Raw genomic sequence first — 24,381 nt, 5'->3', positions numbered from 1 at the left:
GTGTTGCTCTTGCTAGTGGGTATAGGGATGAAGTACGAGGACCTAACACTACAGGCGATCCAGGCGATCGAGTCAGCCGACCTCGTAATCATCGACACGTACACTAGCATCCACGAGGACATCAACAGGATCATAGAACTGATCGGGCGCAAAGAGGTCAGGCTCGCTAAGCGTAGCGACCTGGAAGGCGTGGGCATTGAGAGGATCGTCGAAGAAGCGGCGAGGAGGAAAGTAGCTATACTTGTACCAGGCGACCCGCTAATAGCCACAACCCACGAGGCCATAAGAGTAGAGGCCGCTAAAAGAGGTGTGGAAGTGAAAGTCGTGAACGGTCTAACAGTGGTCTCTCTAGCCTTCAGTAGGAGTGGGCTTCACTTCTACAAGCTGGGCAGGACTGTGACCCTGACGTACGACCCCTCCTCCGTCGACTACGTGCTGAGAGTTATACAGGACAACACCTCTAGAGGTCTGCACACACTTATACTACTCGACTGGAGGGCTGAGGAGTCGAAGGCGATGACCGTCCAGGAGGCTGTAAGCATGTTACTGGAGGGGGACAAGGAGGGGCTATTAGCCGGGAGAGTCGGTGTGGGGCTAGCGAGGTTGGGGTTCAGCGACGAGTACATGGTGGCAGATCTAGTCCCGAACCTCGGGGGGTACGAGTACCCCGGCCCCCCGCACTCCCTCATAGTCACGGGAGACCTCCACTTCATGGAGGTGGAGAGCTTAAGGTACAACTGCGGTCTACCGGAGAAACTGTACGAGAGGCTAGTGAAGCGTCTTTAGCGACGCAATGGCCTAGCTGAGTCAACGCTTTTAAGGTCCCGGGGGTATTTCAATTAGCCAGGGTGTTGGACGAAATGTCCAAGCAAGAGAAGGCGTTGCTGCTACTGGTGTTCACAGCCCTCGCGCTTTATCACGTAACGGAGTTATCCGCCGTATCGCACGCGAGTACGCTGACGATCACCGACGCGCTCGGCAGAGTTGTCAACCTGACGCGTACGCCACAGAGAGTAGTCTCGTTGTCCCCGTCTATCACGGAGACGCTACTTGCGTTGAACCTCTCTAACGAGATAGTCGGCGTAGACCACTACTCCTACAGCGACTGGTTTATGAACGCCTCTAGTCAGTTCCAGTCCAGAAACGTGACCGATGTAGGCGGTTACTGGTGGAGTGCGATAAGCATCGAGAAAATCCTGTCACTCCAGCCAGGCCTAGTCCTAGCAGACGCTGGTGCGCACAGACCACTCCTGAACACCTTCGTCGAGTACAACCTCACTGTAGTATACTTAAAGGGAGGTAGTGCCACCAGTATCGAAGACGTCTACTCGGACATATACACGATAGGGCTGATCTTCAACAGAACGGGCGAGGCAACCAAACTAATAAACAACATAGAAGCCCAGTTAAATGAAGGTAAGAGACTGCTAAGCGGATACGCTGGGTTAAGCGTCTTGTACGTAGTGGGGATATACCAGGGTATTTGGGTAGCTGGCAAGTCAACGTACTTCAACGACCTCGTGTCCAGGCTGGGACTCAAGAACGCCGCCGGATCCTACGGATGGAGAGCTGTGAGCATCGAGGATATTGCCGCTTGGAGACCAGACGTGGTCATCGTGGCCTCTATGGGGGTCACCCGTGAAGACGTGGAAAAAAGTGGTCTAGCTAGCCTGGGTGCCAAGGTAGTTTACTTGAATTCCACGGAGACAGACATACTAAGTAGGCCCTCACCACTAGTAGCCCTAGTACCCAGCGTACTCTACGACGCCTTGAGTAAAGCGGTACCACTGCCTACTACGACTACTACTCCACAAACGGCAACAGTGACGTACACGGAGACTAAGACCGAGACGTCGACTTTCACGATGACTATTACGATCGAGAAAACAACGTACCAGTCCAGCTGGGTCCTAGCGTTAGTAGTGTCTTCTCTCGTCATAGCGTTCGCAGCCGGGTTGCTGACGGGGAGGCGGACCAAGAAAGGCTGAGTTTATGACCGGAGTCTACAATGACAAAATCGTTTTTTGGAGATCGCTCCTTGTCAATACCCTGATACTGGTCACCACTGTTCTAATTGTGTACCTGGTAGATTTCGTCAATCCCATCCCGGCGGTTCTAAGGGACTACAGATTTCACAGAGACCTCTACGCGTTTCTCTCGGGGTTTATACTCGGCTTTGCCGGTAGCGTCCTTCAAGCATCCCTCAGGAACCCGCTCGTAGACCACTACGTTTTGGGTGTTGGCTCGACGTCTCTGTTCGCCGCATATCTAACCATAGCTGTCGCGGGCGTTGTCGACATAACCGAGGTTGCCGCCTCAAGCCTCGCGGGCGGGTTGAGCGGTCTTCTGCTCTCTATAAGCATCGCGAACCTCCTGGGAGGAAGCGAGGTGTCCTACATTTTGTCGGGAGTAGGCGTCGCAAGCGTTTTCTCGGGTGCTTCATTCCTGTTGTCATACTACATACTTGAGAAACAGCCCTACGCTCAAGCACTCCTATTGGGCTCCTTTGTCACCCCTTCAAGAGAGTACATGCCGTACCTGATAGCAGCAACAGCGGTCGTTTTAGTGAGCTATGTTCTACTCGCCAAGAGGTTGAACGTGCTCCTACTCGGCGACATTTACTCCAGGCAACTCGGCGTTGAGCCGTCTATCACTCGACTCCTGTCAACCCTCATAGCGGGGGGTGTAGCCAGTGTTGTTGTCGGTTTCTTCGGTACGATCGGGTTCGTGGGTCTTATAACACCGAACCTCACAAGGCTTTTGACAAAGACGAGCGACAACAGAGTCGTCATAATGTACTCGTCAGTGACGTCTGGTACTTTGCTTCTGGCAACAGATCTGATCGCGAGGAAAGCTCTGGTAGCCAGCGTGGGCGAGGTGCCAGCAGGGGGCGTTGTCTCGGCACTAGGGGGGCTATTCTTCCTCGGGCTACTGATCCGTGAAGTGCGTGGTTCGAGATGATAGTAGTCGACGTAACAAGCCTCACCGTGGAATACGGTGGCGTGACCGCGCTGAAAGTCGACAAGCTGAGGTTCCAGAACGGTGTGGTTAACTGTGTTCTAGGCCCAAACGGGGCGGGCAAAAGCAGCCTGTTGAGGGCTGTCGCCGGCATCGTGAACTATAAGGGCAACATATCGATCACCGCGGGAGGTGTTAAGATCGATAAGCGGGACATCCACAGGTTCGTAAGTTACGTCACGGACATTCGACCAAGCTCCATAAAGCTAAGAGTGAGAGAGGCTCTGTTGAGTGCGAGGTACCCCTGCTCGCCGGGCTTTTTCTACACCGAAAAAGACTTCGAGTATGTCGAGAAGGTGAGCCGGATATTAGGTGTTACAGACCTGCTCGACAGAGCACTTAACGAGTTGAGTAGCGGCGAGCTCCAAAAAGTATTACTGGCAATGGCCCTCGTCAAAGACCCTCTCGTTGTCCTCTTAGACGAGCCAGACACTCATTTAGACCTCTACAACAAGTCCCGCCTATCCATACTAGTCAAGAGTATCGCGGTGGATAAACTAGTCACCGTGTCTACCCACGACCCAGTCTTCGCCTCACTAGTGTGCGACAGGATTGTACTGCTCGACAAGGGTATCGTACTAAGAGACTTCAAAGCCGAAGAACTAACCGAGCATGTAAGTACCCTCGAAAGAGTTTTCAAGACACGGCTGGTCGCGACCACCCTTTCGGGTAGGAGCATGTTAATACCAGACTACTCGACTACCCTGTCTTGACACAGTAACCCTTACACAGGTTTGACAGACTGACCAAGACGGACGCTTCGTCTACCAATGAGTGGGGGGACGACCAGACGATTACGATAGAATTAGGCGATGTAGCTGGTTCTAGGGGCTCCACGAAACTCCTCGATATCTCGTCAGGGACGAGCGGGAAAAGCAACCGTCCGGTTTTGACTCCTATCATAAAAAGGCGCTTGAAATCCCCTAGGTTTATGACCAAGAGGTCCCTGAAGTAGACGACTTTCTCGGCGACACACTCTACGAGACGCGGGTTGAACGGGTGGAACGTAGTCACCTCGTAGTGACCAACAGTCATCCTGTCGACTTTAATGCTGTGCAAGACCCTCATTAGAGCCTCGTACTCTTTCTCCCCTAGCTTTGACAACGATTCGACGACACGCCTCACCCTCCTCTCTGGCACGTTTAGGAACTTCGATATGTAGACCCGTCCTACCCCCTCGAACTTGTACAGAGCGATCGTTGATAGAGCTATGGCGGGGTCTTCATCAAAATGCTCCTTGACCGAGCGGTAGAGTTCGATTAGGGCTTGGCAGTCTATCTCTCCTACTGCCTCCCGCATAGTACATCCGCAGCTTTCGCCGAGTCGACGATCTTGGCACCGTATATGCTTTTCATGTATTCTAGCGCGTACTCGTGGTCTCTCTCACTGAAGGCGGCTACACCGTCTCTGACGACGTAGACGTTGTAGCCGTGGTAGAAGGCGTCCCCTACAGTGTGGAGCACGCAGATGTGGGTGTGTATCCCCGTCACCACTAGCGTGTCTACTCCGAGGTCTCTCAAAGCATTGTCTAACCCGGTGTCCCTGAAACCGCTATAGAACCTCTTCCCGAACACGTACTCCCCATCGATAGGCTGGAGCTCTTCCACGATCCGCGACTCCGGCGAGCCGACAAGGGAGTGGGGGCCCCACAACCTCAGCTCGTGGTCAAAAGGTAGGTGTCTGTCGACGACGTGTATGACAGGCGCTTTACAGGACCTCGCAACTTCGATCAGTCTCCTTATAACCGGGACTATCTGCTCGGCCTGCGGGCTCCTCAGCCTACCCCTCACGAACTCGTGTACCATGTCGACTATTACCAGGGCGGGTTTCAAAAACGCCACCACGAATATAACAGTCTTGTGTAAGTAAATATCCTTGATGATGAGCGACTTCGGTTCGGATTTGTGAAGAACCGTGTGAGGGCTGAGCGCGGCCTAAGCACATGTAAAGTATTTATATGTAAGACAGCTATATTCGACTTCGAGGTGCCTATATATGAGCTTGGCGACTCTATACGAGAACGACCCCGTGTACCAGCAAGCCGTCCAGCAACTGAAACAGTCCGCGTCCATACTCGGCCTCCCCGAGGAAATAGTGGAGGTCTTGAGACACCCCGAGAAGCTAGTCCAGGTCAGGATCACCGTCAAAAGAGATAACGGGAAAGTAGAGTCCTTCATCGGGTGGAGGAGCCAACACAACAGCGCCCTAGGGCCGTACAAAGGCGGTATAAGGTACAGCGAAAACGCCACAGCCGGAGAGACCGTGGCGCTGTCTATGTGGATGACTTGGAAGAACGCCCTTGCGGGGATACCGTACGGGGGTGGCAAGGGCGCTGTACGGGTCAACCCCAAGACCTTGTCAGCGCGAGAGTTGGAAGAGCTCAGCAGGAAGTTCTTCGCGGCTATCGCTAAAGAGGTTGGCCCCGACGTCGACATACCGGCACCAGACGTGTACACTAACCCCCAGACCATGGCGTGGTACTACGACGAGTACAGTAAGTTAGTAGGGTACAATGCGTGGGGGGTCGTAACAGCGAAGCCGGCCGAGCTGGGAGGGCTAGCCGTCAGGTTAGTGTCCACCGGCTACGGCGTGGCACTCGGCGTCAGGGAGGCGGCCAAGAAGTGGCTTGGAGGACTGGAGGGCAAGACCGTGGCAGTCCACGGCTTTGGTAACGTGGGTGGTCACGCGGCGAGGTACCTGTCGCAGTGGGGCGCCACAGTAGTAGCCGTGAGCGATACTAGCGGTGTGGTGTACGACCCGAAAGGACTGAAGGTGAAAGAGGTTATGGAGGTCAAGGAGAAGACCGGGAGAGTTATTGACTACAAGAGCGGCGACGTCAAGGTGTTCACTAACGACAAGGCGATATTCGAGCTACCAGTAGACATAATCGTGCCCGCCGCCATCGAGAACGTGATCACGAGGGAGAACGCGCCGAACATTAAAGCAAAGCTTGTTGTCGAGGGCGCTAACGGGCCTACGACTCCTGAAGCCGACGAGATCCTCCACAAGAAGGATGTTATTGTAGTCCCCGACGTACTGGCTAACGCTGGAGGAGTAGTCATGAGCTGGATAGAGTGGAGTCACAACAGGATGGGCTGCTGGCTGACGGACGACGAAGCGCTAGCGAGGCTTGACAAGATGATGACGCAGAACTTCAACAAGGTGTTCGACGAGTGGGAGAAGAAGTACAGACAGTACCCGATGAGGACTGCCGCCTACGCGATCGCTGTCGACAGGGTCGTTAAGGCAATGAAGCTCAGAGGCTGGATCTAGGCCTTATTTTTTCCGAGTATAGATGACCCTCCCCTTTACATCCCTTACTTCTAGAACCCTGTGGAAAGGTATGACATTCCCTTTAGTATATATGTAGCCTCCTCTCACGTCGTCTATAGAGTCGGCAGGTATAGCCTTCAAGCTCTCGCCCTCAGGCGTCCTATCCAGGATGTATACGATGTACTCACTACGATGACCCGAGAAGAAGACCCTTCGCAGTACCTCCTCTATCTCCCCTCTTCTTCGTCCCATTACCTGACACTTCGCACGCTTAACACTTATTAATGTAGTCTATATTAAGTCTCCCTGACGATTAGGTGGAAGGGTTTTGAATAAGAGGGCTTTTCAAGGCTGGCTTATGATCGCTACATCGGTGACAATGTTCGTGTTTTACACATACCTGGTATTTTTCGCTCCTTTCGAATTAAGGTCGAAGGTGATCGACCTAACAGTGTACGTGATCGTCACGCTCGTGCTGGTCTCGGTCGCCTACGTTGGTTACATTTTTGTTAAAACCCCGACATTGAAGCCTGAAGAGATATACGAAATACTGAGTAAGAGGAGGCGGGGCGAGGCTTAGGCTCGGAGTTAGACCTCCCTGTAGGCCATTTTAAGGAGCAGCTCCCTGAGGAACTCCTTAGCCTCGGGAGAAGTCTCGGTCATCTCCTCTATCGCTTTACTCGCTTCCGCCACATACCTGTCTATGGCTCTCAGAGTGTAGTCTAGCGCGCCCGTCTCCTCGACAGTTCTTACCACAAAGTTCACGTCGTCGACCGACGGCTGTTTCCCAGTCGAGTAGATCTCCCTGAGCCTCTCCTTCGCGCTCTCCCCGGCGAACTCGTAGGCCTTCACGACGAGAAGCGTCTTCTTCTTTTGGACCACGTCACTACCAACAGGCTTCCCCGTCACCTCGGTCTTCCCGAACAAGCCTATTACGTCGTCTCTTAATTGGAATGCCACGCCAGCCGGTATCGCGTAGCTCGACAACTCGTTTAGTAGCTTGGTGCTCGACTCGCGCGAGACTATAGCCCCCAAGTGAAGCGGGAGCTCAACTGTGTACGAAGCTGTTTTCAACGTGTGTACAGTTATTACGTCTTGCTCGCTGACCAGTTCCAGTGGGAGGCTCGCCAGAAGGACATCTAAGTACTGCCCGAAGGCCACTTTCATTAACCCGTCCGTGTACCTGTTAACCAGAGGACGCGCCACGTCTGGGCTCGTCGAAGATAAGAGCCGCACAGCGAGGGACTCCAGTAGGTCGCCCGCGGTTATTCCCTGTGAAATACCGTAGTGTGGGCAGTCTGCGAGTAGGCCATCCTTAACACACACGTCCCTGAACCATGCGTGGGCTGTCGGGCCTCCTCTGCGGATCTCGTCTCTGTCCATTATGTCGTCGTGGACGAGGAGGTAGCTCTGGAGGAGCTCAACGGACGCCATGACCTTTCTTACGTCGTCGTCAAGCTCCCTTCCCCACCTCCTACTCCAAAAGCCGGCGAGTACTAGCGTGGCCCGAAACCTCTTCCCACCACGTAGCGTGAAGTCCCTTATTATCCACGTTAAATGGAACAGCCTTGGAGAAGTGTGCTTCGCCGCGAACTCCACCTCTCCGAAGAGCCGGCTTAACTCCTGCTCTACGACGCTCTTAGCGATTGACACAGGGTCGGAGACCAACCGACTACACCCCCTTGTTTTAATTTTTGAGCGAAAATAAATGTAGGGCGGTGGGCTCTGCTTGACGTACTTGCAGATAGCCCTAGACTTTACCAGCATGACGAAGGCGCTAGACCTAGTTATGGCAGTCTTCAGAGAGGTCAGAGACGGAAGGGTGTGGTTTGAAGTTGGGACTCCTCTGATTAAGAGCTGGGGTCTCATTCCCGTGCGGTTAATAAAGGAAGCCACTAACATGTTCGTCGTAGCCGACACCAAGACCATCGACGCTGCCGAGCTGGAAATAGGGGAGGCGTTCAAGAGCGGGGCAGACGCTGCTACCGTGCTCGGCTTAGCCGACGACTCTACGATAAGGGCTGGTGTCGAGCTCGCGAAGGCAAACCAAAAGACGTTGATCGTGGACCTCATAGGCGTCCAGAGGCCTTACGAGCGGGCGGTCCAGGTGTATAGCATGGGCCCAGACTACGTCTTGTTCCACATAGGCGTCGACGTGCAGAGAGCCCGCGGTTTATCGGCCGTGGAGCTAGTGAAGGAGGCATACAGGTTCAAGAGGGAGACGGGCGGCAGGTACTGCATAGCGGGCGGTATAAAGTTGGAGGACGTTGAGAGGCTTCTAGAGGCCGAGCCGGACGTCATAGTCGTCGGGGGTGCGATCACCAGGTCTAGTAACCCCGTCAAGACCGTCTTAGACTTCCTCGAAAAACTCCCGAAATAAAGCTAGCGAGCCGACGGGTAGAGCTAGAAGGAGGGCGTCTTAACGATGCTGTCGAGGTTGATCTTCTCGCTGGCCTCCTTGTACCTCTTCTTGTGTTCACGTAACTTCTCGACCAACTTACTGTAGGCTAGCCTCTTACACTCCCCGCATAGGATTCCCCCCTTAACGCAGCTCTCAGTAATCTCCTTTAGCTCTTCGTCGCTTAGGAGGAAGTATGTGTACAGCTCGTACACCATGCACTTCCAGGGTTCACCCCCTAGCCTCCTCTGCTCCTCAGCTGTAGCTCTACCTCCAGTCAGCGCCATGGCGATCTTCTTCTTGACGACGTCCTCGTCGTCGTCCAGGAAAATAGCGAAGTCGGGACGGCTCTTACTCATCTTGTTCCCGTCCAGCCCTCTAAGGAGCTTGTGGTAAGTCGAAGAAGGCCTCTTTAACCCGAGTTCTCCTTCGAACCTGTCCGCGACGTCGCGTGCTAGCCTAATGTGGGGGTCCTGGTCGACGCCGACAGGTACAAGCACGTACCTGTACCCTCCGAACTCGTCCAACTGCAAGTGGAGGATGTCTGCTACTTGAGTCAAAGCCGACATGACTTTAGCTGGAGACAAGTCCCCGTATATGGCCTCCATCTCAGCTAGGGTAACTTTCCTCGAGAACATCTGTATCAGCCTGTAGTAAGAGTCTCTCATGGCTGTCTGGAAGTAGAACTCCGCTCTCTCCGGGTCTACGCCCCAGGCGATAGCGTGCTTTATGAACTCTAGCCCCCATTTAATCGTCGTCTCCCTGTCTTCGCGTCTCACAGCGTACGCCTCGGCGTCGGCTATGACTACTTTGACGTGTGCTCCGATAGACTGGAAGAACTTGAGCTCCTCGAAGACCATGGCAGTCCCGAGGTGGGGGGTACCGGACGGCATGAAACCGGTTAAGACAGCCACTCTCTCGCCTTTCCTTAAGGCCTCAAGCCACTTGTCTAGATCTCTGTGCCCGAACACGATCCGCCTCTTGAAGAAGTGGTGGTTCAGTAATTCATAGTGCTCCACGTTGTCTATGGGCTGTATGCCGAACACCGTGATCAGCTTGTCATATTCCTGTACCAGCCTGTAGTCCCACGGGTCTATCCTCACGCCCATTCCAATTGGGGTCACCTTTCGGGGGTTAAACGGTTTCGGGTGTCTTTATATCTACCCCGTGGATTTTAAATTAAAAGTGTAGAGAAGCACGCGATGAGTCGATGGATGAAACCAAATGCCGAGAGTGACCATCATACGCTTGGAGGAGACGCGTGGCTCGGCGGCAGAGTATCTGAACTATTTAGCCTCCCTCACAAGTGACCCCTGCCCGAGCGTCTTCAACACGTGGGGTTCCAGCTACATCTGGTTCTCCGGAGGTCGGCCCAGAGAACACCACGAGCAAGTATACGAGTCCATCAAGTCTAGGTACCCGCGTGCGAGCCTCGCTTCGGTCGTTAGGTCAAGACCGCTCGCAGCCCAACTCCTGGCTTGGGTGAAAGCGAGTACGGGAACCGGCTTCTACTTTGACGAGTCACCCGTGGACGAGTACAACCTGGTCTACTTGCCGGTCTCGGCGTTTGTTGAAAGCATCGCCAACTCTTCGCCATTCGAGAAGAGGTACCTTTCAGATGTAATAGCCTCCAACTTGAAGAGCCTCGTAGTCCAGGTCGGGGGTATTTACTTGGAGATAGGGGAGGGGATTGCGGGAGTCCTGCCCCGAGACGTTGTAGAGTACTTCATAGAGCTTGCTGGTCTACCCAACGTTATGGTCGGCTCACACGTCGATTTCTGCCGTGCACTTGGGGAAGCCGTTAAGCCCTCTTCGCGTCCGCCGGGCTAGCCTCGGGACTGCCCGCACTCGTTTGGACTCCTTCTCGTGGCCTTCACCAACCTGTACATCCTGAAGACGGCTATAGCGACTACCGCGCAAGCTACACACAACTCGAGGAGTGAAAGGTAGCTCTCGGCAGTAACGCCCTCCGGGACTGTAACAGTTAGGTTACCCGTGCTTACACCCTTAGCCGGGCTACTTCTCTTACTCCCTGATCGATTGGTCTAGCCACTCCAAGTACTCGTCACTACCCGAGACCACCGGTAGTGCTATGATCTCGGGGACCTCATAAGAGTGGAGGGTTTTCACTGTCCTCTCTACAGCAGGTAGCTTGTCGGCTCTAGTCTTCGCGACAAGTAGCACTTCGTTGGAGGTCTCGATAGCTCCCCGCCACCAGTATAGGCTCTTGACAGCGTCAACTATGTTCACACACGCCACTAACTTCTCCTCGAGTAAAGCCCTCGCTATTCTCTCCGCTTCCTCGCGAGTGGCCGCAGTGGTGAGGACGACTACCCAACCACCCCTCATGGTAATCAGCTCTGGGGCCCGCTCATCGGTTCGCCGGTAATACCACTCATCACTGTACTAGCATTATTTAGCCCTCAACCCTTATATTTTCAGGTGCCCTGTTCTGCCTAGCAAGCCCTATGTACACGTTTATAATTCTAATGCTCTGGAAAACCTCCTCGTCTAAGAAGCAGTCGGACTCGACAAAACTACCGTCGACGAGCTCCATCCTGATCTTCTTGAACCTCCTCTTGTCATCGCAGTTTTCGATCTCGGCCTTAGTCGCCAAGCCCCACATCGCGAGAGACTCAAGGACCCTAAGAGAACAGCCCTTACGACACGTGACGTAGTTCTTGATCACCTCGCTCAACACAACTTACACCTCGCAAACAACTATGAGCACTCCCAATAAAAAACGTACTCGTAATGATACACCCGACTCTTTATAAACTAACCACCTTGGACTCAACGATTGGAATCGGTGTGTCGTATGGGCGTGAACTGGAACTGGAATAAAGAGCAGGAGTCCATTGCGGACAAGATAAAGAAGTGGTTCAACCCGGACAGGGAGCCTCTCGAGAAGAAGGCTATAATGGCCCAGTACAGGCTGAAGACAGCGATATCTAGGATAAACAACTACGTCGAGAAGCTGAACGAGAGGGACAGGGAGCTCTTCAACAACGTTGTCGAGGCGCTAATGAGGAGAGACGAGAAGAGGGCTAAGATCTACGCGAAGGAGACCGCTGAGATAAGGAAGGTCGCTAAACAGCTACTGACAGTACAGTACGCGCTCGAGCACGCCGCGCTGAAGCTAGAGACGTTCCTGATCTACGGCGGTGCCATCAACGAGGTCGGGCCTGTAATAGGCGTCATGAAGCAAGCGCTGGGTATACTGAAGAGCGTCGCACCGGACATCTGGATCGACCTACAGTACGCCGTTAGAGAGCTCGAGACCGCCATGGGCTCGAGCATTGTCGACATATCTGCCGACATCGAGAGCGGCCTAGACAGCGAGGCCAGGAAGATATTCGAGGAGGCCAGAATAATAGCCGAGCAGAAGGTCAAGGAGAGGTTTGCGGAACTGCCGAAGACCATCGGTGTACCAGAGACCGAGCAGGGGAGGGCTTCACCCACAGCCTAATGGTCGTTACGCTTACCTGATTTTTTGACCGATTATACCTACACAGTCCGAAACACTGTTCTGGATTACCTTACTAGCCGCTTTCAGCTCATCAAACCTATTCTCGTAGTCCTCTAAGTCCGCTGGGTTGAATTTGAATACCCCAGCCCTAGTCTTGACTGTTATACCGCCTGGCTGGATCTCGACGAGGTTATCCCCCGACTTTACGACGAGCGTAGACGAGTCGGGGTTGAAGGACACCATTCTCCGTATCGGCCTCAGCTTAGATATAGTGAAGACGTTCCCGTCTAAGGTTAGGTAAGTGTTCTCGCCAACCGCGACGGTACCTCTTTCACCCAGCTTGGCATTTGATAGCCTGTTCTTGAGGGTCTCGAGAAAGTCCGCCATCTCGCCGACAGATTTAGATATCCCGGCAGCCAGGCTGACCTTCCTAGCGTCTAGCTCCTTCGACCTCGACAAGACGTTCGACTCGATCTGCTCCCTGACTCTGTTGAGCACCTTGACAGCTTGGTCAAGCAACACGTTAAGCTCGGGCATTCCAGTCACTCTCTGCCTCGTAATCAACCAAAGAGCTTATAAATCTCATCAACGACGTCTCTGTCAACGACCCCGATCACTCTACCTTTCTCTCTCAACTCTACAACGGGCTTGTCAGTGAAGTCGCCGACTCTACCCGCTACGCTGTAGACCTGGTTCAAGCCCCTTAAAGTCTCTTCGAGCACGTCGAGCTTGCTGGGTGGGACTGCCGCCACTATACAACCACTACTCAACAGTTTCAACGGGTCGAGACCCATTGCTCTACTGATCTCTCTTACGGCGACATCTACTCCGATCTTGTCGAGGTCTACGTTTACGTTCACCCCGCTCGCGACAGCGACCTCCCTGATAGCCTGGATAACCCCGCCCTCTGTTGCGTCGTGCATCGAGTCCACGTACGGGGCTATGGACAGAGCCGTCTTCACCACGCTTATCTCTCGCAGGAAGTTCTTGGCCTCGCTAATCAGGGTTCTATCTACGCCCCGACCTGCTAGCTCTTCCTCGAAGTCCCACGCGACGACGCTGGCACCCTCCCCGCCGACCCTACCCACGATCACCAGGTAATCCCCTGGCCTAGCCCCCGAAGTAGAGACAAACCTACCCGCGGAGTATCCTATAGCCGTCATGGATATGATCGGTCTCTCGAGGTACGGCGTCAATTCTGTGTGCCCGCCTATGACCACGCCCGAAACCTCCCTGGCCGCCTCACCCATATCTCGGAATATCTCTTCGATGTCCCTAGTCTCCATTCGTGGTGGGAGGAGAACGACTGGCAGGAAGTACTTTGGCTTAACCCCCCTTACAGCAATGTCGTTTGCAGCCACGTGTACGGCGTACCAGCCTATTCTCCAGAAGGCCGTCGTAATCGGGTCGCTGTGTACAACTAGGAAGCCGTCCTTTAATCTGATGACCGCCGCGTCCTCGCCTAGTCTAGGCCCAATAACCAAGTCGACGTCGTTGGTGGGTAGATATTTGATGAGCCTGCTTAGCTCCTCCCAGGATATCTTCCCTCCCTTAGTAGCCGCCAAAACACGACACCCTGGCTGTCACTTTAGCCTAAATCTATACCTCTTAGAATTTAATCGTAGCCCGAGCCTCTCGGCGCACTCCCGACACACGTAGGAGACCGTGGACTCCTGTATAAGACACTCCTCGCAACCCACCCTACCACAGACGCGGCAGTACCCTATAGAGGGCCGGAGCCCGCAAATCTCGCATAAGGTGCTAGCACAGACAACGCATAGGTTCTTCGAGTAATCGAAGTCCTCTTCGCACACCCACCTACCGCAAGAGGGGCATTTTAGCACAGCGGGCCTTGACTCGCATATATCGCACAGCCTGGTCTTAAACGCCATCTTTACAACCTTTACGGAAATATCCTGGTGTCTCCAACTAATATCTAAGACGTGGAAGCAGTATTGGTGAAGGACTTTATGAGGCTGAGAATAAAGGTCGTCGGGTGCCTCGACGTCATAGACGAGGACCCACGAAGGCTCTTCGAGCTCTTGCTTCTAGGAATAGACGAGTGCCCGCAATCAAAGGTCTATATCGAGGAAGTCGACCTACAGAGCACAGATGGTCAGGGGGGTTCAACTCCATAGAATTTCACGACGTTGTCGACCATCACCCTATAAGCCGTTTCCTCGCTTATCCTTCCCGAGGCGATCAGCGAGTTCACTACTTTCGCTATTTCCCACGGGTACGCTGATACGCCTGGACGCTGGTTGTCGTCTATGAAGTCGGACTCGACTAGTACCTCGCCGCCGAACCCGATGACCCTGTCCAGGTCCTGCTTGACGGGGACGGACACGGGTAAGCCGCGTTGGATACAGGCCTGCGCTGTTGCCGCGTTAGCGTGGTGGACGAGCACCTTAGACCTATCTATTTTGACCAGACCAATCAACATGTCTACCAAGTGGCATGTCGCCCAGCCGGACTGGTCTAAGTGGAGGTGTACTACGGCCCCGAGATCTCTCGCGAGCTCGAGGGCCTTGATCATTACTGCCTCCGAAACAGATATTCTGCCGTAGGAAGTCCCGTAGTGCTGCCTACCGACTTCCCCTACCCCGTCAATGACCCCCTCTTTGACCTTCAACTCGATTAACTTCAACACGCGCTCGGCAAGCGAGTAGACCTCCTCGAGCCCTAGCCCCTGCTTGTTGTAGGCGTCTACCTCGGCTGGGTGGAAGCCTGCGAGGACTTTCACCTTGATGCCTCTCTCCCTCAGCAACCTCGCTTGCGTGACTAGTATGTCGAGTGCTTTTTCAAATGAGTCGAGGGTTGGGGTGTTGAACCCGTAGTGGTAGGGCGGTAGGCCTACCAGCCCAACGAACCAGAACCCCTCTCTGACAAGTCTGTCTACGACGCCCCTAGCGCCGACACCGCCCACAGGGTTGAGGTGGAGGTGTGCATCGCTAAACAGTAGTCTCCCCATTTTCCTCATCCGTTTATATCCTGGTCAACAAAGAAATAATAGAGTGAGCTTAAAACGGGGACTAGTGTTTTGAGCGAGAAGAAAAAGAGGCCTCTCACGGTTTACCTAGACGAGGACTTATTTAGTGCTCTGGCATTTTTGTCGGAGAAAGAGGGGTACCCTTCTATACTGGACTACGTCGTGAAGCTTATCAGAGAAAGAGTAGAGGGGGTCGAGAAAGGAGGCTTAGAAGACAGTATGAAAGCCAGGATCGCTAGGATCGTCCAAGACGAGTTGAACAAGCAGCTACAGGTGATTGAGAACCTGCGGAGACAGGTAGCCGAGCTGTACGAGAGAGTCGACTACTTGACCAGCGTGGTCGAGGAGATCAAGTCGAGGGCCGCTGAGATCCCGGAGCGGAGGAGGGAGAAGAGAAAAACGGGTATTGAGAGGCTGAGGGAGGAGAAGGTCGTCTTTGAGAGCGGTCTACCCAAGAAGCTTAACCGCGACGCGTTCTTTAACTACCTGCGGAGAGAGGGGGCAGTTATTATAGAGACGTCCAAGGAGCGGATCGCCGTAGACCCCGACTTCTGGGAGGACTTCAAGACTAGGCTGTTTGAGAAAGTCGCGACAAGCAACGAGGACGAACTGCGCAGGGCTCTCGGCGACAAGGGTTTTATGCTCTTCACTAAATTAAGAGACGACAACCAGGTGATATACGACCCGGTCACTAAGAAGTGGAAAAACCTCGTTAATGTGACGGGGTAAGTTAGTTGTCATCGGGTAGGGAGGAAAAGCTTGTCGAGTGGTTGTTCAAGAACGTGGGAATCGAGAAGGAGACGAGGGCCATCACCGTCGGGAAGTACTTCGCGATCGACGGTTACTCTCCGCGACCAATCCGCGTTGTCACGCACATACACAGCGACCACACCGTGGGTTTGGCCGATAGCCTGAGAGTCTCGAGCTATATTGTAGGTACCCCTCTAACTCTCGACCTGCTTGAAGAGCTCGCGATCCACGGTAGCGGTCTACACAGCCTCTTCAAGGCTAAGAGGAGGCCGCTGGGATACGGTGAGAAGCTAGAGTACCAGGGTTCGTCTATTACTCTAGTGGAGAACGCCCACACTTTTGGGGCGTCTTCTGTTCTCATAGAGCTAGAGGGGCACCGTGTAGGCTACACGGGAGACGTGAAGCTCGGCAACAACACGCGAGTAATGAGGGACCTTGACGTCCTCGTAATAGAGTCAACCTATGGTTCACCGAGGTACAGGAGGCCGTTCAAGCACAGCGTCGAAGAGATACTCGTAGATACTGTGAGGTACGGTTTGAGGAAGTACGGGAGAGTCCACGTCTACGGTTACCACGGCAAGCTCCAGGAAGCAATGCACCTCTTGAGAAGAAACGGGGTAGAGGAGCCCTTTCTAATGCCCGAGAGAGTCTACAGGGCTACAAGAGTACTCGAGAAGCACGGCGTGAAGATAGGAGAGTACTACAGGGAGAGGGATGGGGACGGGTTCGAGAGATACGTGGTTTTCAGGCACTTCAACCAGGCGAAGTACCGCAGAATAGACGGCTCCACGCTCAACATAGTAATGACGGGTTGGGAGTTCGAGAACCCGGCACGCCAGGTGGACGAACATACCTGGGTTATCGCGCTGAGCGACCACGGGGACTTCGACGACCTGGTCGCTTACGTCGAGATGTCGAGCCCGAGAGTAGTGGTCGTAGACGCGTCCAGGAACGGGGAGCCGTACGAGCTAGCCCGCGAGCTGTTCCGCAGGGGCTACGTTACTTTCGTGATGCCTAGCACAGGTGAAAACTGGGTTGCTGGCACTCGTTAGGCACCACATGATCGGCTCCATCCTAATGGGCCCTGGAGGGTCAGAGTACGTCTCGATAGAGACGGCCATCTCGCTGAAGAAGGCGGGTTTCGAGGTCTACATAGACTCCCTCGGTTTGAGGAGCGCGGACAAGCTTTACTCTCTGTGCGAGTTCTACGGTCTAAACCACGACGAGCTACGGGGTGTAGGGCTAGGGTATCCACAAGAAGACCCAGATATCGTCTTTAACACGAGCGGAGACGTGCTCTCTGGGAAAAGCCATGTAGTCTACCTCCATTTCCCCTCGTTCCTAGAGGTGAACACGTACTATCCTGCTGTGAAGGGGTTCGCGAAGACCCTCGGCAACTTGTACTCGCTCCTAAACAACCTGATCTTCCCGTTCTACATTAAGTCCACAAAGGTCTTCCTAGCCAACTCTAGTCTCACAGCGTGGTTCTTCAACAAAGTGTACGGTATCAACCCCGTCGTGGTCTACCCGCCAGTGAACATCGATGACATCATTGGCGAGGAGCCGCTCCCGTTCAGGGACAGGGAGCGGAGGATCCTCGTCATATCCAGGTTTTCCCCCGAGAAGAACCTGGAGAAGGTGGTTAGTATCGGGAGGGCGTTGAAGGAGAGGGGGATCGACATGAGAATAACGCTCGCAGGTGCTTTCTCTGAGAACAACGGGTGGTACTTGAAGAAGCTCGTTGAGGAGATAGAGGAGAACGGTCTCAGTGAGCTGGTCGACCTAAGGTTGAACATCTCGAGGTCAGAGCTGGTAAAACTCTACAAGACCTCGCTAGTCTACGTACACCTCACGCCTATGGAGCACTTCGGGATAACCATCGTGGAGTCCATGGCGGCGGGTACCCCGACTATAATACCGAGGAATAGCGGGGCGTGGTTCGACATAGCTAACGAGGACACCTCGATAAGCCTCCCCTACACCTCGGTTGATGAGCTCGCAGACCACCTAGTCAGGTTAGGGAGGAGCGAGGAGCTCTGGAAGCGTTTGAGCACTAACTCCAGGCTCAGGAGTTTAAGCTTTAGCAGGTACAGGTACCACAAAGAAATATCGAGGGTCATAGAGAGAGTCGTGGGCTTGAAGAAGAGTAAATGACCCCGTTGAGATGGCTTGAAAGACTCCCGGTTTGAAACGCTGGTTTTTATAAAGGCTCTACCAGTATCAATTTACTGAGTGATGATAAATCGCGGACGAGAGGTAAGCCGTGACGAGAAAGAGCCGAACTGAGCTATTTCCTCTTAGCCCTCTCGATGGCGTTCCGAATCCTTTGTAGAGCCTCCTCCCTGTTCTTCCAGCCAACGACCTTGACCCACTTGCCTTTTTCGAGCTCTTTGTAGTGCTCGAAGAAGTGGGCTATTCTCTGTCTGACCATCTCCGGTAGATCGTTGATGTCCTTAATGTTCTCGAACCTTGCGTCGATCTTCTCGTATGGTACCGCTATTATCTTGATGTCTCTGCCCTTCTCGTCCTCCGTCTCCAAGGCGCCTATGGGTCTGACCTTGATCATCGACCCTGGTAGAAGAGTGTCGTACATGAAGACCAGGACATCTACGGGGTCTCCGTCCTCCTCGAGAGTCCCTGGTATGAAGCCGTAGTTGAAGGGGTAGACCATCGACGTGAAGAGGACTCTGTCCACCTGCACTATACCAGTCTCCTTGTCGATCTCGTACTTGACACCACTGTTCATTGGAATCTCAACAACGACGTTGACTACCTCAGGGGCCTTGTCCCCAGGCCCTATCTTGTCAAATATACTCACAGTTCTCCCCCATCAAGATACTGTGCTCTTGACTACTGCCTTCGACCTGTGGCCTTAACTACCTAGTTTGATCAGTACGCTTGCCGGGATACCGTCGCGTAGTACTACCGTTATCTTGGCTTCTATGTCCAGGTTCGCCAGCGGGTCAAGTGTCTTCCTAATTGACTGGAGTACCTGGATGTTTTTGTTCAACCTCTCCACGGTCTCTTCGATCACTTTGCTCTCCTCCTCGGCAGACGGGTCTATTATCAGCTTAGAGTCCTTCAGGTCGATCACAGTAGACTTCTTAGTCTCGGCTACACCTAGATTCTTGAGGAGGTCCTTCAGTTTCTTCTCCTGCTCGGATCTCACGCGGACGTCTTCGAGCCTCCTCAGGAACTCGGCTAGGAGAGCCCTGTAGCTGTTGATCTGCTCGTCTATAAACTTAATTAGCTCCCCAACAGATTTAAACTCCCTGACAATCATGGACATATTTTACACCACTAGGATATAATTCAAGTGCTAAAAGTTAAAAATATTATTTACCTGCAATAGACTGGATCACGGTGGGGATCTCGCTGACTCTCCTAGCTACGGGTATGCCGCTCTCCTGTAGGGCTTTGATCTTTGACTCGTAGTCGCCCAAACCCATCGATATAATAGCGCCCGCGTGCCCCATCCTCTTCTCCCTCGGTGCTGTTCTACCGGCTATGTACGCTACAACGGGCTTCTTCTCACTCAAGCCCGCGTAGTACTTCGCGAACCTCTCCTCGTAGTCGCCCCCGATCTCTCCGACGAGGACAACGTACTTCGTCCTCGGGTCTTTCAAGAACATGTCGTAGACCTCCACGAAATCGAGGCCTGTCACGGGGTCTCCTCCTATACCGATTGCTACGGATACTCCTAGTCCAGACCTGCTCAGCTGCCAGGCCACCTCATACGATAAAGTACCACTCCTCGACATAACCCCCACTACTCCGGGTTTGTAGTAGTTCGCGGGCATAATACCGAGCTTCGTCTCGCCTGGTACGATCAGGCCGGGGGTGTTTGGGCCTACGACTACAACACCACGTAACTTGGCATAGTTCACCATCCTCAGCTCCTCGTGTAGCGGTATACCCTCGGTTATCACGACTACCAGCCTAACTCCGTTCTCGATAGACTCCAAAACAGCGTCGTAAGCGTTCTTAGCGGGCACGAACACCACGGACGCGTCTACCTGGCCTACATCGCTAATCGCCTCTCTGACCGTGTCGTAGACTCTCACGCCATGGACCTGTGAGCCGCCTTTACCGGGAGTGACGCCCGCAACTATCCTGGTTCCGTACTCTAGCATGAGCTTTGTATGGAAACTACCCTCTTTGCCTGTAATGCCCTGGACAATGACGCGAGTACTCCTGTCCGCTAGCACAGTATCACCTCCTCGCCAGCTCTACGGCCTTACGGACGGCCTCGTCGACGTCCTCGTAGACGTCCAGCCCTACCTCCCTGAGTATTCTCGCGCCTTCCTCCTGGTTGGTCCCCATAAGCCTCACCACGACTGGCTTTTTGACCGCTGCCTCCTTGAGAGCCTGTGTAACGCCCATGGCCACCTCGTCGCACCTCGTCATCCCACCGAATATGTTTACCAAAACCACCTTGACACGAGGGTTCTCGAGGAGTAGTTTCACGGCCTCCCTTACTCTGTCTCTACTAGCCCCTCCACCCGACCAGACGTCTAGAAAGTTAGCTGGTTTCCCACCGTAGTACTCGATCAAGTCCATCGTGGCCATCGTCAACCCCGCCCCGTTTCCGATCACACCGATGTAGCCGTCGAGCGACACGTAGGTGAAGCCCTTCTCTCTGGCGTTCCTCTCCTCTTCTGTCAGCTCCCTGCTCTTCAGTCCCGCCAGGGCTGGGTGCCTGTACAGGCTGTTGTCGTCTACCAGTATCTTGGCGTCTAATGCCACGAGAGAGCCTTGACAGTCGATAGCTAGCGGGTTTATCTCGACAAGCTCCGCGTCGTAGTCGACCATGATCTTGTAGAGACCAACGACTATCTTCTCGAGCTCGCCCCAGGCGGACGCTGGTAGACCAATAAACGATGCTATCGTCCTGGCAACGAAGGGGGAGTAGCCTATGAACGGGTCTAGGTTGATCTTCAGAACCTCCTCGGGCCTCTTTTTGGCTAGCTCCTCTATTTCGACCCCGCCTAACCTCGAGGCCAGGTAAACAATGCTTTTCGCAGACCTGTCGACCGTGACTGATAGGTAGAGCTCCCGTTTTACACACACTTTCTTCTCCACAAGTACCGCGTCGACTCTATACCCCCTTACTCCTCTCTCGAAAAGCTCAGACGCTACTCTCATGGCCTCCTCAGGGTCGCCCGTGAACTTGACCCCGCCGGCTAGACCTCTACCGCCTACAGGAACCTGGGCTTTAATAACGGACTCTCCAAGCCTCGCGACGGCCTCCTTGACCTCCTGTGGTGAGCGGCAGAGAACGCCCTCGGGGGTCTTGATACCGTACTCCCTGAAGACCTGTTTAGCCTCGTTCTCTAGTAGCCTCATGACGTCACCAGTTATTCTATAAACTCGCAACCACGGTATATAAAAAACGTGTACGTCAACATACTACAGTTGTGTATCTGTGAGTAAGGGCTCCTAGTGCGATCAACTTGGACTCGTCAGTGACTACGACCAGGTCGCCGTCAACCCCGAGCTTCTCCAGAACGACTTGTGTCCTCACAGAGTAGTCCGCGTGCGTGCCTCCAGCGATCTCCGAGACCAGGACAACCCTTACACTTTTAGACGAGGCAAAGTATCTACTGCTGATCAGACCTGTAAGGACAGTGCTATCGCAGACCACATACAGCTCCGGCGACTGGGAGAAGCGGATGACCTCGTCGACGGTGTCGGGGCTTTCAACCCAGTAGCGTGTGATGCGCCCAGTTACGTCATCGAGCTCTCTCGCGTACTCAACGTACTTGTCGTAGAGCTCCTCGGCGCCTTTGGATATAGCCTCCTGGAAGGCCCTCATAGAGCTGGCCAGCTGGTTGACCCTGTCAACTAACTCCAGTACGCTACATGTCGCGAAGACGTCCAAGGCCTTGTTCGTGGAACACAGTACTCTGATGCACTTACTCGTCTCCTCGACAGTATCGTCGACAACTATAACGACTCCTCGAACTCTAACCCCAGCTCTCTCAACCACTACTCTGAGCGCCTCGAAGACCCTCCTCTCTGCCTCGACGAGTAGAAGCGGCGGGGTAACTAGGAGTGCTCGCCCACTAGCCTCTACTATGCCGAGAATCCTGTCCACACAGGTCTCGGGAGCGCGTGCCGTCAAATGAAGTCTCCTATTTTATTTTCGTCAACTCTACCTTGATCCTCCACGGTAGTCTTCTCGAGCTGTTTCGCGAAGAGGTGTTTGTCCCAGCATAGCGTGCTACCTCTGCAGTAAGTCTTGAGGGCCCCCGCGGCAAGCGCGTAGAGGAGTGCCTTGAGGGGGTCACCCCAGTCGACGTAAGCGGCGTTAAAGAAGGCGTCGAAAGCGTCGCCTGCACCCGTTGCGTTAATTACTCTCCTAATAGGTTCCGAGTAGCCTCTGAGAACTCTCATACCACCCGTGACTACAACGGCACCCTCGCTCCCTCTCTTGACGACCACCATGTCTACGCCCCTGTGTAGAGCCTGGAGTACATTGGACACCCCCATTCTCCTGGCCTCCGATCTGTTCAGGTAGAGGACGTTGATCTTGTTGGACAGCCTAACGACCTCTTCTGGGGTCTCGAGGGCGTAAAGTCCGGGGTCGTAAGCGACAATTGCTCCGTGAGACTTCGCGACTGTTCCCAGCCCTTCTACGATGTCGGGGGCTACAGAAGCTAGGTGTACCACGCTCGCGTCCTTCACGAGGTTTCTAGGGATGTCGTTTAACGTCATGAACTCGTTGGCGCCTCTGAACTTTACCATGTGCCTTTCACCCTTCTCTGTGACAAACACTGCTACGACGCCTGGTTGCTCGTCGACAACCTTGACGTACCTCGTGTCAACCCCTATTTCCTTGACTTCCTCGAGCAACTTCTGGACTAGAACGTGGTTGGACGCGGACGCGACGAGGTAAGCGTAGTGCCCGTAGTACGTTGCGGCGACCGCGTAGTTTAGCGCCGCCCCGCCCGGACTTATGATCAAGTCTCTAGCGTAGATGGACTCGTCGGGGCCGGGTATTTTGTCTACGTAAAACAGAATGTCCACGTTTACGTTGCCCACGCTGACGTGGACGGGCCTCAGGCTATGTTTTTCTCCTCTTTTCAAACCACTCACCGATCAGCGAGGGGGTCACGAACACGCGCCTCCTGCTTGATGCGATGCTGTCCCACTCGCTCAGGATCTTGACGGCCTCGTTAGCGACCTTTATCGCGTCCTCGACCCCCGCGTCGACAATGAACTCCTCTGTCTCCCTGTTAGCTATCGCGGCACAGACTGCACCAGACCTAAGCCCGTAGATGTTTGAAAGCGTGAATATAGTCGCGGCCTCCATCTCGAAGTTCAGGACTCGCACCGACCTGAGGAACTCTATTAGCCCCCTTTGGAATGGGGGTAGGTAGCCCCTGAAACCAGGTCTCTCCTGCCCGACGTAGAAGCTGTCGCTACTAGCGGTCAACCCGACATGGTACCTTACACCCAGCTCCTCCGCTGCTCCTATGAGGGCCAGTACTACTTCGAAAGACGCTACCGCGGGGTACTCTGGTATCACGTACTGCCTACTTGTGCCGTCGAGCCTGACGGCACCCGTGGATATGATTAAGTCCCCCACCTTGACCTCTCTCGTCAGGGCACCGGTAGTGCCCACCCTTATGAGCGTGTCGGCCCCTACCTGTGCCAGCTCTTCGACGGCTATCGCTGTGGCCGGACCGCCGATCCCGGTGCTAGTAGCGCTGATAAAAACCCCCTTGTAGTAACCACTGTAAGTCACGTACTCCCTGTGAGACGCAACAAGCCAGTGCTTCTCCCAGTACTTGGCTATCCGCGGCACTCTCTCGGGGTCACCCGGTAAAAGGACGTAGCGGGATACGTCACCTGGCTTCACGGCTAGGTGGTACACCCTACCCTCGGCACTCACAGGCCTGCTAGCGGAACTCAATCTCTCACCGGTCATAGAGCCCACCTCACACCCCAGCCTCCTCTACCTGGATGCTCGCCTCCATTGTATCGAGGTCTACGAATGCGAAAGAAGACTTCCCCGTCAAGTAGCCGCAGACCTCCCCCGGGTTCAGGACTAGCCTGCCCTGGATCCTCTCCACCATCACCTTGTGGGTGTGGCCGAAAAACACCGCGTCTACTTCCATGCTTTTAGCTAGGTTTGTTACCAGGCTCTCCGTGTCCGCTATACTGCCGTAACCGTGGAGAATAAGGACTCTCCTGCCACCTAACTCTATTATCTTCGGCCCGCTGTACAACTCCCAGCTGGCCTCGGAGAAGAGCTTTGCAAGCTGTAGAACGTCGCCGTCATTGTTGCCCAGAACCCCGATGACCTTAACACCTCTCAACACCTCACGGAGGAGCCTTACCGCGAAAGGTGATATGATGTCGCCCAAGTGGATAACGGTCTTGACCCCGTCCTCTGTGATCCTCTCCGCGACCCTCTTTATAGCCCGTATGTTATCGTGGGTATCACTAACCACTGCCACTCTCAAGCCTGTCCCCTGC

The 24,381-nt window shown here is 54.1% G+C and carries 31 protein-coding genes; 13 read left to right on the top strand and 18 right to left on the bottom strand.

Annotated features, from left to right (window positions below; translation table 11 throughout):
* Positions 1–3: 3 nt before the first annotated feature.
* The 4 genes from dph5 to TCELL_RS03905 all read left to right on the top strand — a co-directional run bounded on the left by dph5 (position 4) and on the right by TCELL_RS03905 (position 3,731).
* Entirely contained in the window at positions 4–786 is a 783-nt protein-coding gene (dph5, locus tag TCELL_RS03920) for a diphthine synthase (RefSeq protein ID WP_048163073.1), read from the top strand.
* A 74-nt stretch (positions 787–860) separates the two neighbouring features.
* Positions 861–1,988, top strand: coding sequence for an ABC transporter substrate-binding protein (locus tag TCELL_RS03915; protein ID WP_048163071.1), 1,128 nt, complete (start codon positions 861–863; stop codon positions 1,986–1,988).
* Positions 1,989–2,076: 88 nt separating this feature from the next.
* On the top strand, positions 2,077–2,961 hold the full coding sequence (locus tag TCELL_RS03910; protein WP_162097834.1) for a FecCD family ABC transporter permease: 885 nt from the start codon (positions 2,077–2,079) through the stop codon (positions 2,959–2,961).
* Positions 2,958–3,731, top strand: a complete 774-nt coding sequence (locus TCELL_RS03905) for an ABC transporter ATP-binding protein (protein ID WP_014737421.1) — start codon at positions 2,958–2,960, stop codon at positions 3,729–3,731. The genes TCELL_RS03910 and TCELL_RS03905 overlap by 4 nt, the downstream gene beginning before the upstream one ends.
* On the opposite strand, the gene TCELL_RS03900 is transcribed toward TCELL_RS03905, so the two are convergent.
* Together TCELL_RS03900 and TCELL_RS03895 are read right to left on the bottom strand one after the other, a co-directional pair.
* Entirely contained in the window at positions 3,718–4,317 is a 600-nt protein-coding gene (locus TCELL_RS03900) for a hypothetical protein (protein WP_014737420.1), read from the bottom strand. The genes TCELL_RS03905 and TCELL_RS03900 overlap by 14 nt on opposite strands.
* The gene (locus tag TCELL_RS03895) at positions 4,302–4,850 is read right to left on the bottom strand and encodes a cysteine hydrolase family protein (protein ID WP_048163068.1); all 549 of its coding nucleotides are present in this window, start codon (positions 4,848–4,850) and stop codon (positions 4,302–4,304) included. The genes TCELL_RS03900 and TCELL_RS03895 overlap by 16 nt, the downstream gene beginning before the upstream one ends.
* A 163-nt stretch (positions 4,851–5,013) precedes the next feature.
* On the opposite strand from TCELL_RS03895, the gene TCELL_RS03890 reads away from it, so the two are divergent.
* Complete coding sequence (locus tag TCELL_RS03890; protein WP_014737418.1) at positions 5,014–6,291, top strand: Glu/Leu/Phe/Val family dehydrogenase; 1,278 nt, start codon at positions 5,014–5,016, stop codon at positions 6,289–6,291.
* A gap of 3 nt (positions 6,292–6,294) precedes the next feature.
* On the opposite strand, the gene TCELL_RS03885 is transcribed toward TCELL_RS03890, so the two are convergent.
* Entirely contained in the window at positions 6,295–6,543 is a 249-nt protein-coding gene (locus TCELL_RS03885; protein WP_014737417.1) for a DUF504 domain-containing protein, read from the bottom strand.
* A gap of 76 nt (positions 6,544–6,619) precedes the next feature.
* Here TCELL_RS03885 and TCELL_RS03880 point away from each other — a divergent pair, with 76 nt between their 5' ends.
* The gene (locus tag TCELL_RS03880; RefSeq protein ID WP_048163066.1) at positions 6,620–6,871 is read left to right on the top strand and encodes a hypothetical protein; all 252 of its coding nucleotides are present in this window, start codon (positions 6,620–6,622) and stop codon (positions 6,869–6,871) included.
* Positions 6,872–6,879: 8 nt separating this feature from the next.
* Here the strand turns inward: TCELL_RS03880 and TCELL_RS03875 are convergent, their stop codons facing one another.
* A complete protein-coding gene (locus TCELL_RS03875) occupies positions 6,880–7,959 on the bottom strand; it encodes a polyprenyl synthetase family protein (protein ID WP_014737415.1) in 1,080 nt (359 codons plus the stop codon).
* A 61-nt stretch (positions 7,960–8,020) separates the two neighbouring features.
* Between TCELL_RS03875 and TCELL_RS03870 the strand changes: the two genes are divergently transcribed.
* On the top strand, positions 8,021–8,671 hold the full coding sequence (locus TCELL_RS03870; protein WP_052307213.1) for an orotidine 5'-phosphate decarboxylase / HUMPS family protein: 651 nt from the start codon (positions 8,021–8,023) through the stop codon (positions 8,669–8,671).
* A 23-nt stretch (positions 8,672–8,694) separates the two neighbouring features.
* On the opposite strand, the gene TCELL_RS03865 is transcribed toward TCELL_RS03870, so the two are convergent.
* The gene (locus tag TCELL_RS03865; RefSeq protein WP_014737413.1) at positions 8,695–9,798 is read right to left on the bottom strand and encodes a tryptophan--tRNA ligase; all 1,104 of its coding nucleotides are present in this window, start codon (positions 9,796–9,798) and stop codon (positions 8,695–8,697) included.
* Between the two features lie 115 nt (positions 9,799–9,913).
* On the opposite strand from TCELL_RS03865, the gene TCELL_RS03860 reads away from it, so the two are divergent.
* Positions 9,914–10,519, top strand: a complete 606-nt coding sequence (locus tag TCELL_RS03860; protein WP_014737412.1) for a hypothetical protein — start codon at positions 9,914–9,916, stop codon at positions 10,517–10,519.
* Positions 10,520–10,714: 195 nt separating this feature from the next.
* Here the strand turns inward: TCELL_RS03860 and cutA are convergent, their stop codons facing one another.
* Complete coding sequence (cutA, locus tag TCELL_RS03855) at positions 10,715–11,038, bottom strand: divalent-cation tolerance protein CutA (RefSeq protein ID WP_014737411.1); 324 nt, start codon at positions 11,036–11,038, stop codon at positions 10,715–10,717.
* 67 nt (positions 11,039–11,105) lie between these two features.
* Positions 11,106–11,390: a hypothetical protein gene (locus tag TCELL_RS03850; protein WP_014737410.1), complete on the bottom strand. Its 285-nt coding sequence runs from the start codon at positions 11,388–11,390 to the stop codon at positions 11,106–11,108.
* Between the two features lie 117 nt (positions 11,391–11,507).
* Here TCELL_RS03850 and TCELL_RS03845 point away from each other — a divergent pair, with 117 nt between their 5' ends.
* Entirely contained in the window at positions 11,508–12,158 is a 651-nt protein-coding gene (locus TCELL_RS03845; protein WP_014737409.1) for a Snf7 family protein, read from the top strand.
* A 12-nt stretch (positions 12,159–12,170) separates the two neighbouring features.
* On the opposite strand, the gene TCELL_RS03840 is transcribed toward TCELL_RS03845, so the two are convergent.
* Positions 12,171–12,695, bottom strand: a complete 525-nt coding sequence (locus tag TCELL_RS03840; protein ID WP_014737408.1) for a hypothetical protein — start codon at positions 12,693–12,695, stop codon at positions 12,171–12,173.
* Between the two features lie 23 nt (positions 12,696–12,718).
* The gene (locus TCELL_RS03835; RefSeq protein WP_014737407.1) at positions 12,719–13,723 is read right to left on the bottom strand and encodes an AIR synthase family protein; all 1,005 of its coding nucleotides are present in this window, start codon (positions 13,721–13,723) and stop codon (positions 12,719–12,721) included.
* A gap of 405 nt (positions 13,724–14,128) precedes the next feature.
* On the opposite strand from TCELL_RS03835, the gene TCELL_RS03830 reads away from it, so the two are divergent.
* A complete protein-coding gene (locus TCELL_RS03830) occupies positions 14,129–14,296 on the top strand; it encodes a hypothetical protein (RefSeq protein ID WP_157864699.1) in 168 nt (55 codons plus the stop codon).
* On the opposite strand, the gene TCELL_RS03825 is transcribed toward TCELL_RS03830, so the two are convergent.
* Entirely contained in the window at positions 14,275–15,138 is an 864-nt protein-coding gene (locus TCELL_RS03825; protein ID WP_014737404.1) for a TatD family hydrolase, read from the bottom strand. The two genes, TCELL_RS03830 and TCELL_RS03825, sit on opposite strands and share 22 nt — an antisense overlap.
* Before the next feature lie 60 nt (positions 15,139–15,198).
* Here TCELL_RS03825 and TCELL_RS03820 point away from each other — a divergent pair, with 60 nt between their 5' ends.
* The 3 genes from TCELL_RS03820 to TCELL_RS03810 are packed head-to-tail and all read left to right on the top strand — an operon-like array spanning position 15,199 to position 18,051.
* Positions 15,199–15,876, top strand: a complete 678-nt coding sequence (locus TCELL_RS03820; protein WP_014737403.1) for a hypothetical protein — start codon at positions 15,199–15,201, stop codon at positions 15,874–15,876.
* A 5-nt stretch (positions 15,877–15,881) separates the two neighbouring features.
* Complete coding sequence (locus tag TCELL_RS03815; protein WP_014737402.1) at positions 15,882–16,949, top strand: MBL fold metallo-hydrolase; 1,068 nt, start codon at positions 15,882–15,884, stop codon at positions 16,947–16,949.
* Complete coding sequence (locus TCELL_RS03810; RefSeq protein ID WP_052307212.1) at positions 16,933–18,051, top strand: glycosyltransferase family 4 protein; 1,119 nt, start codon at positions 16,933–16,935, stop codon at positions 18,049–18,051. The genes TCELL_RS03815 and TCELL_RS03810 overlap by 17 nt, the downstream gene beginning before the upstream one ends.
* A 133-nt stretch (positions 18,052–18,184) precedes the next feature.
* Here TCELL_RS03810 and ppa read toward each other — a convergent pair whose 3' ends face one another.
* From ppa to TCELL_RS03770, 8 genes are read right to left on the bottom strand one after another with little or no spacing between them, the layout of a single operon-like run.
* On the bottom strand, positions 18,185–18,715 hold the full coding sequence (ppa, locus tag TCELL_RS03805) for an inorganic diphosphatase (RefSeq protein WP_014737400.1): 531 nt from the start codon (positions 18,713–18,715) through the stop codon (positions 18,185–18,187).
* 54 nt (positions 18,716–18,769) lie between these two features.
* Positions 18,770–19,186 (bottom strand): hypothetical protein, encoded by a 417-nt coding sequence (locus tag TCELL_RS03800; protein WP_048163062.1) that lies wholly within the window; start codon positions 19,184–19,186, stop codon positions 18,770–18,772.
* A 46-nt stretch (positions 19,187–19,232) separates the two neighbouring features.
* On the bottom strand, positions 19,233–20,105 hold the full coding sequence (sucD, locus tag TCELL_RS03795; protein ID WP_048163060.1) for a succinate--CoA ligase subunit alpha: 873 nt from the start codon (positions 20,103–20,105) through the stop codon (positions 19,233–19,235).
* A gap of 4 nt (positions 20,106–20,109) precedes the next feature.
* Entirely contained in the window at positions 20,110–21,243 is a 1,134-nt protein-coding gene (gene sucC / locus TCELL_RS03790) for an ADP-forming succinate--CoA ligase subunit beta (protein WP_014737397.1), read from the bottom strand.
* A gap of 55 nt (positions 21,244–21,298) precedes the next feature.
* Positions 21,299–22,021, bottom strand: coding sequence for a hypothetical protein (locus TCELL_RS03785; protein ID WP_048163058.1), 723 nt, complete (start codon positions 22,019–22,021; stop codon positions 21,299–21,301).
* Positions 22,018–22,995 (bottom strand): carbohydrate kinase family protein, encoded by a 978-nt coding sequence (locus TCELL_RS03780; protein WP_014737395.1) that lies wholly within the window; start codon positions 22,993–22,995, stop codon positions 22,018–22,020. The genes TCELL_RS03785 and TCELL_RS03780 overlap by 4 nt, the downstream gene beginning before the upstream one ends.
* Entirely contained in the window at positions 22,964–23,830 is an 867-nt protein-coding gene (gene udp, locus TCELL_RS03775; protein WP_048163056.1) for a uridine phosphorylase, read from the bottom strand. The genes TCELL_RS03780 and udp overlap by 32 nt, the downstream gene beginning before the upstream one ends.
* A gap of 10 nt (positions 23,831–23,840) precedes the next feature.
* Positions 23,841–24,362 (bottom strand): metallophosphoesterase, encoded by a 522-nt coding sequence (locus tag TCELL_RS03770; RefSeq protein WP_238529053.1) that lies wholly within the window; start codon positions 24,360–24,362, stop codon positions 23,841–23,843.
* Positions 24,363–24,381: the final 19 nt, after the last annotated feature.

Origin of the sequence: Thermogladius calderae 1633, from assembly GCF_000264495.1 — an archaeon.
In the GTDB taxonomy this organism is placed as follows: Archaea; Thermoproteota; Thermoprotei_A; order Sulfolobales; family Desulfurococcaceae; genus Thermogladius; species Thermogladius calderae.
Note: the sequence above shows the minus strand (reverse complement) of the source record. Positions and strands in the feature narration are given on the sequence as shown.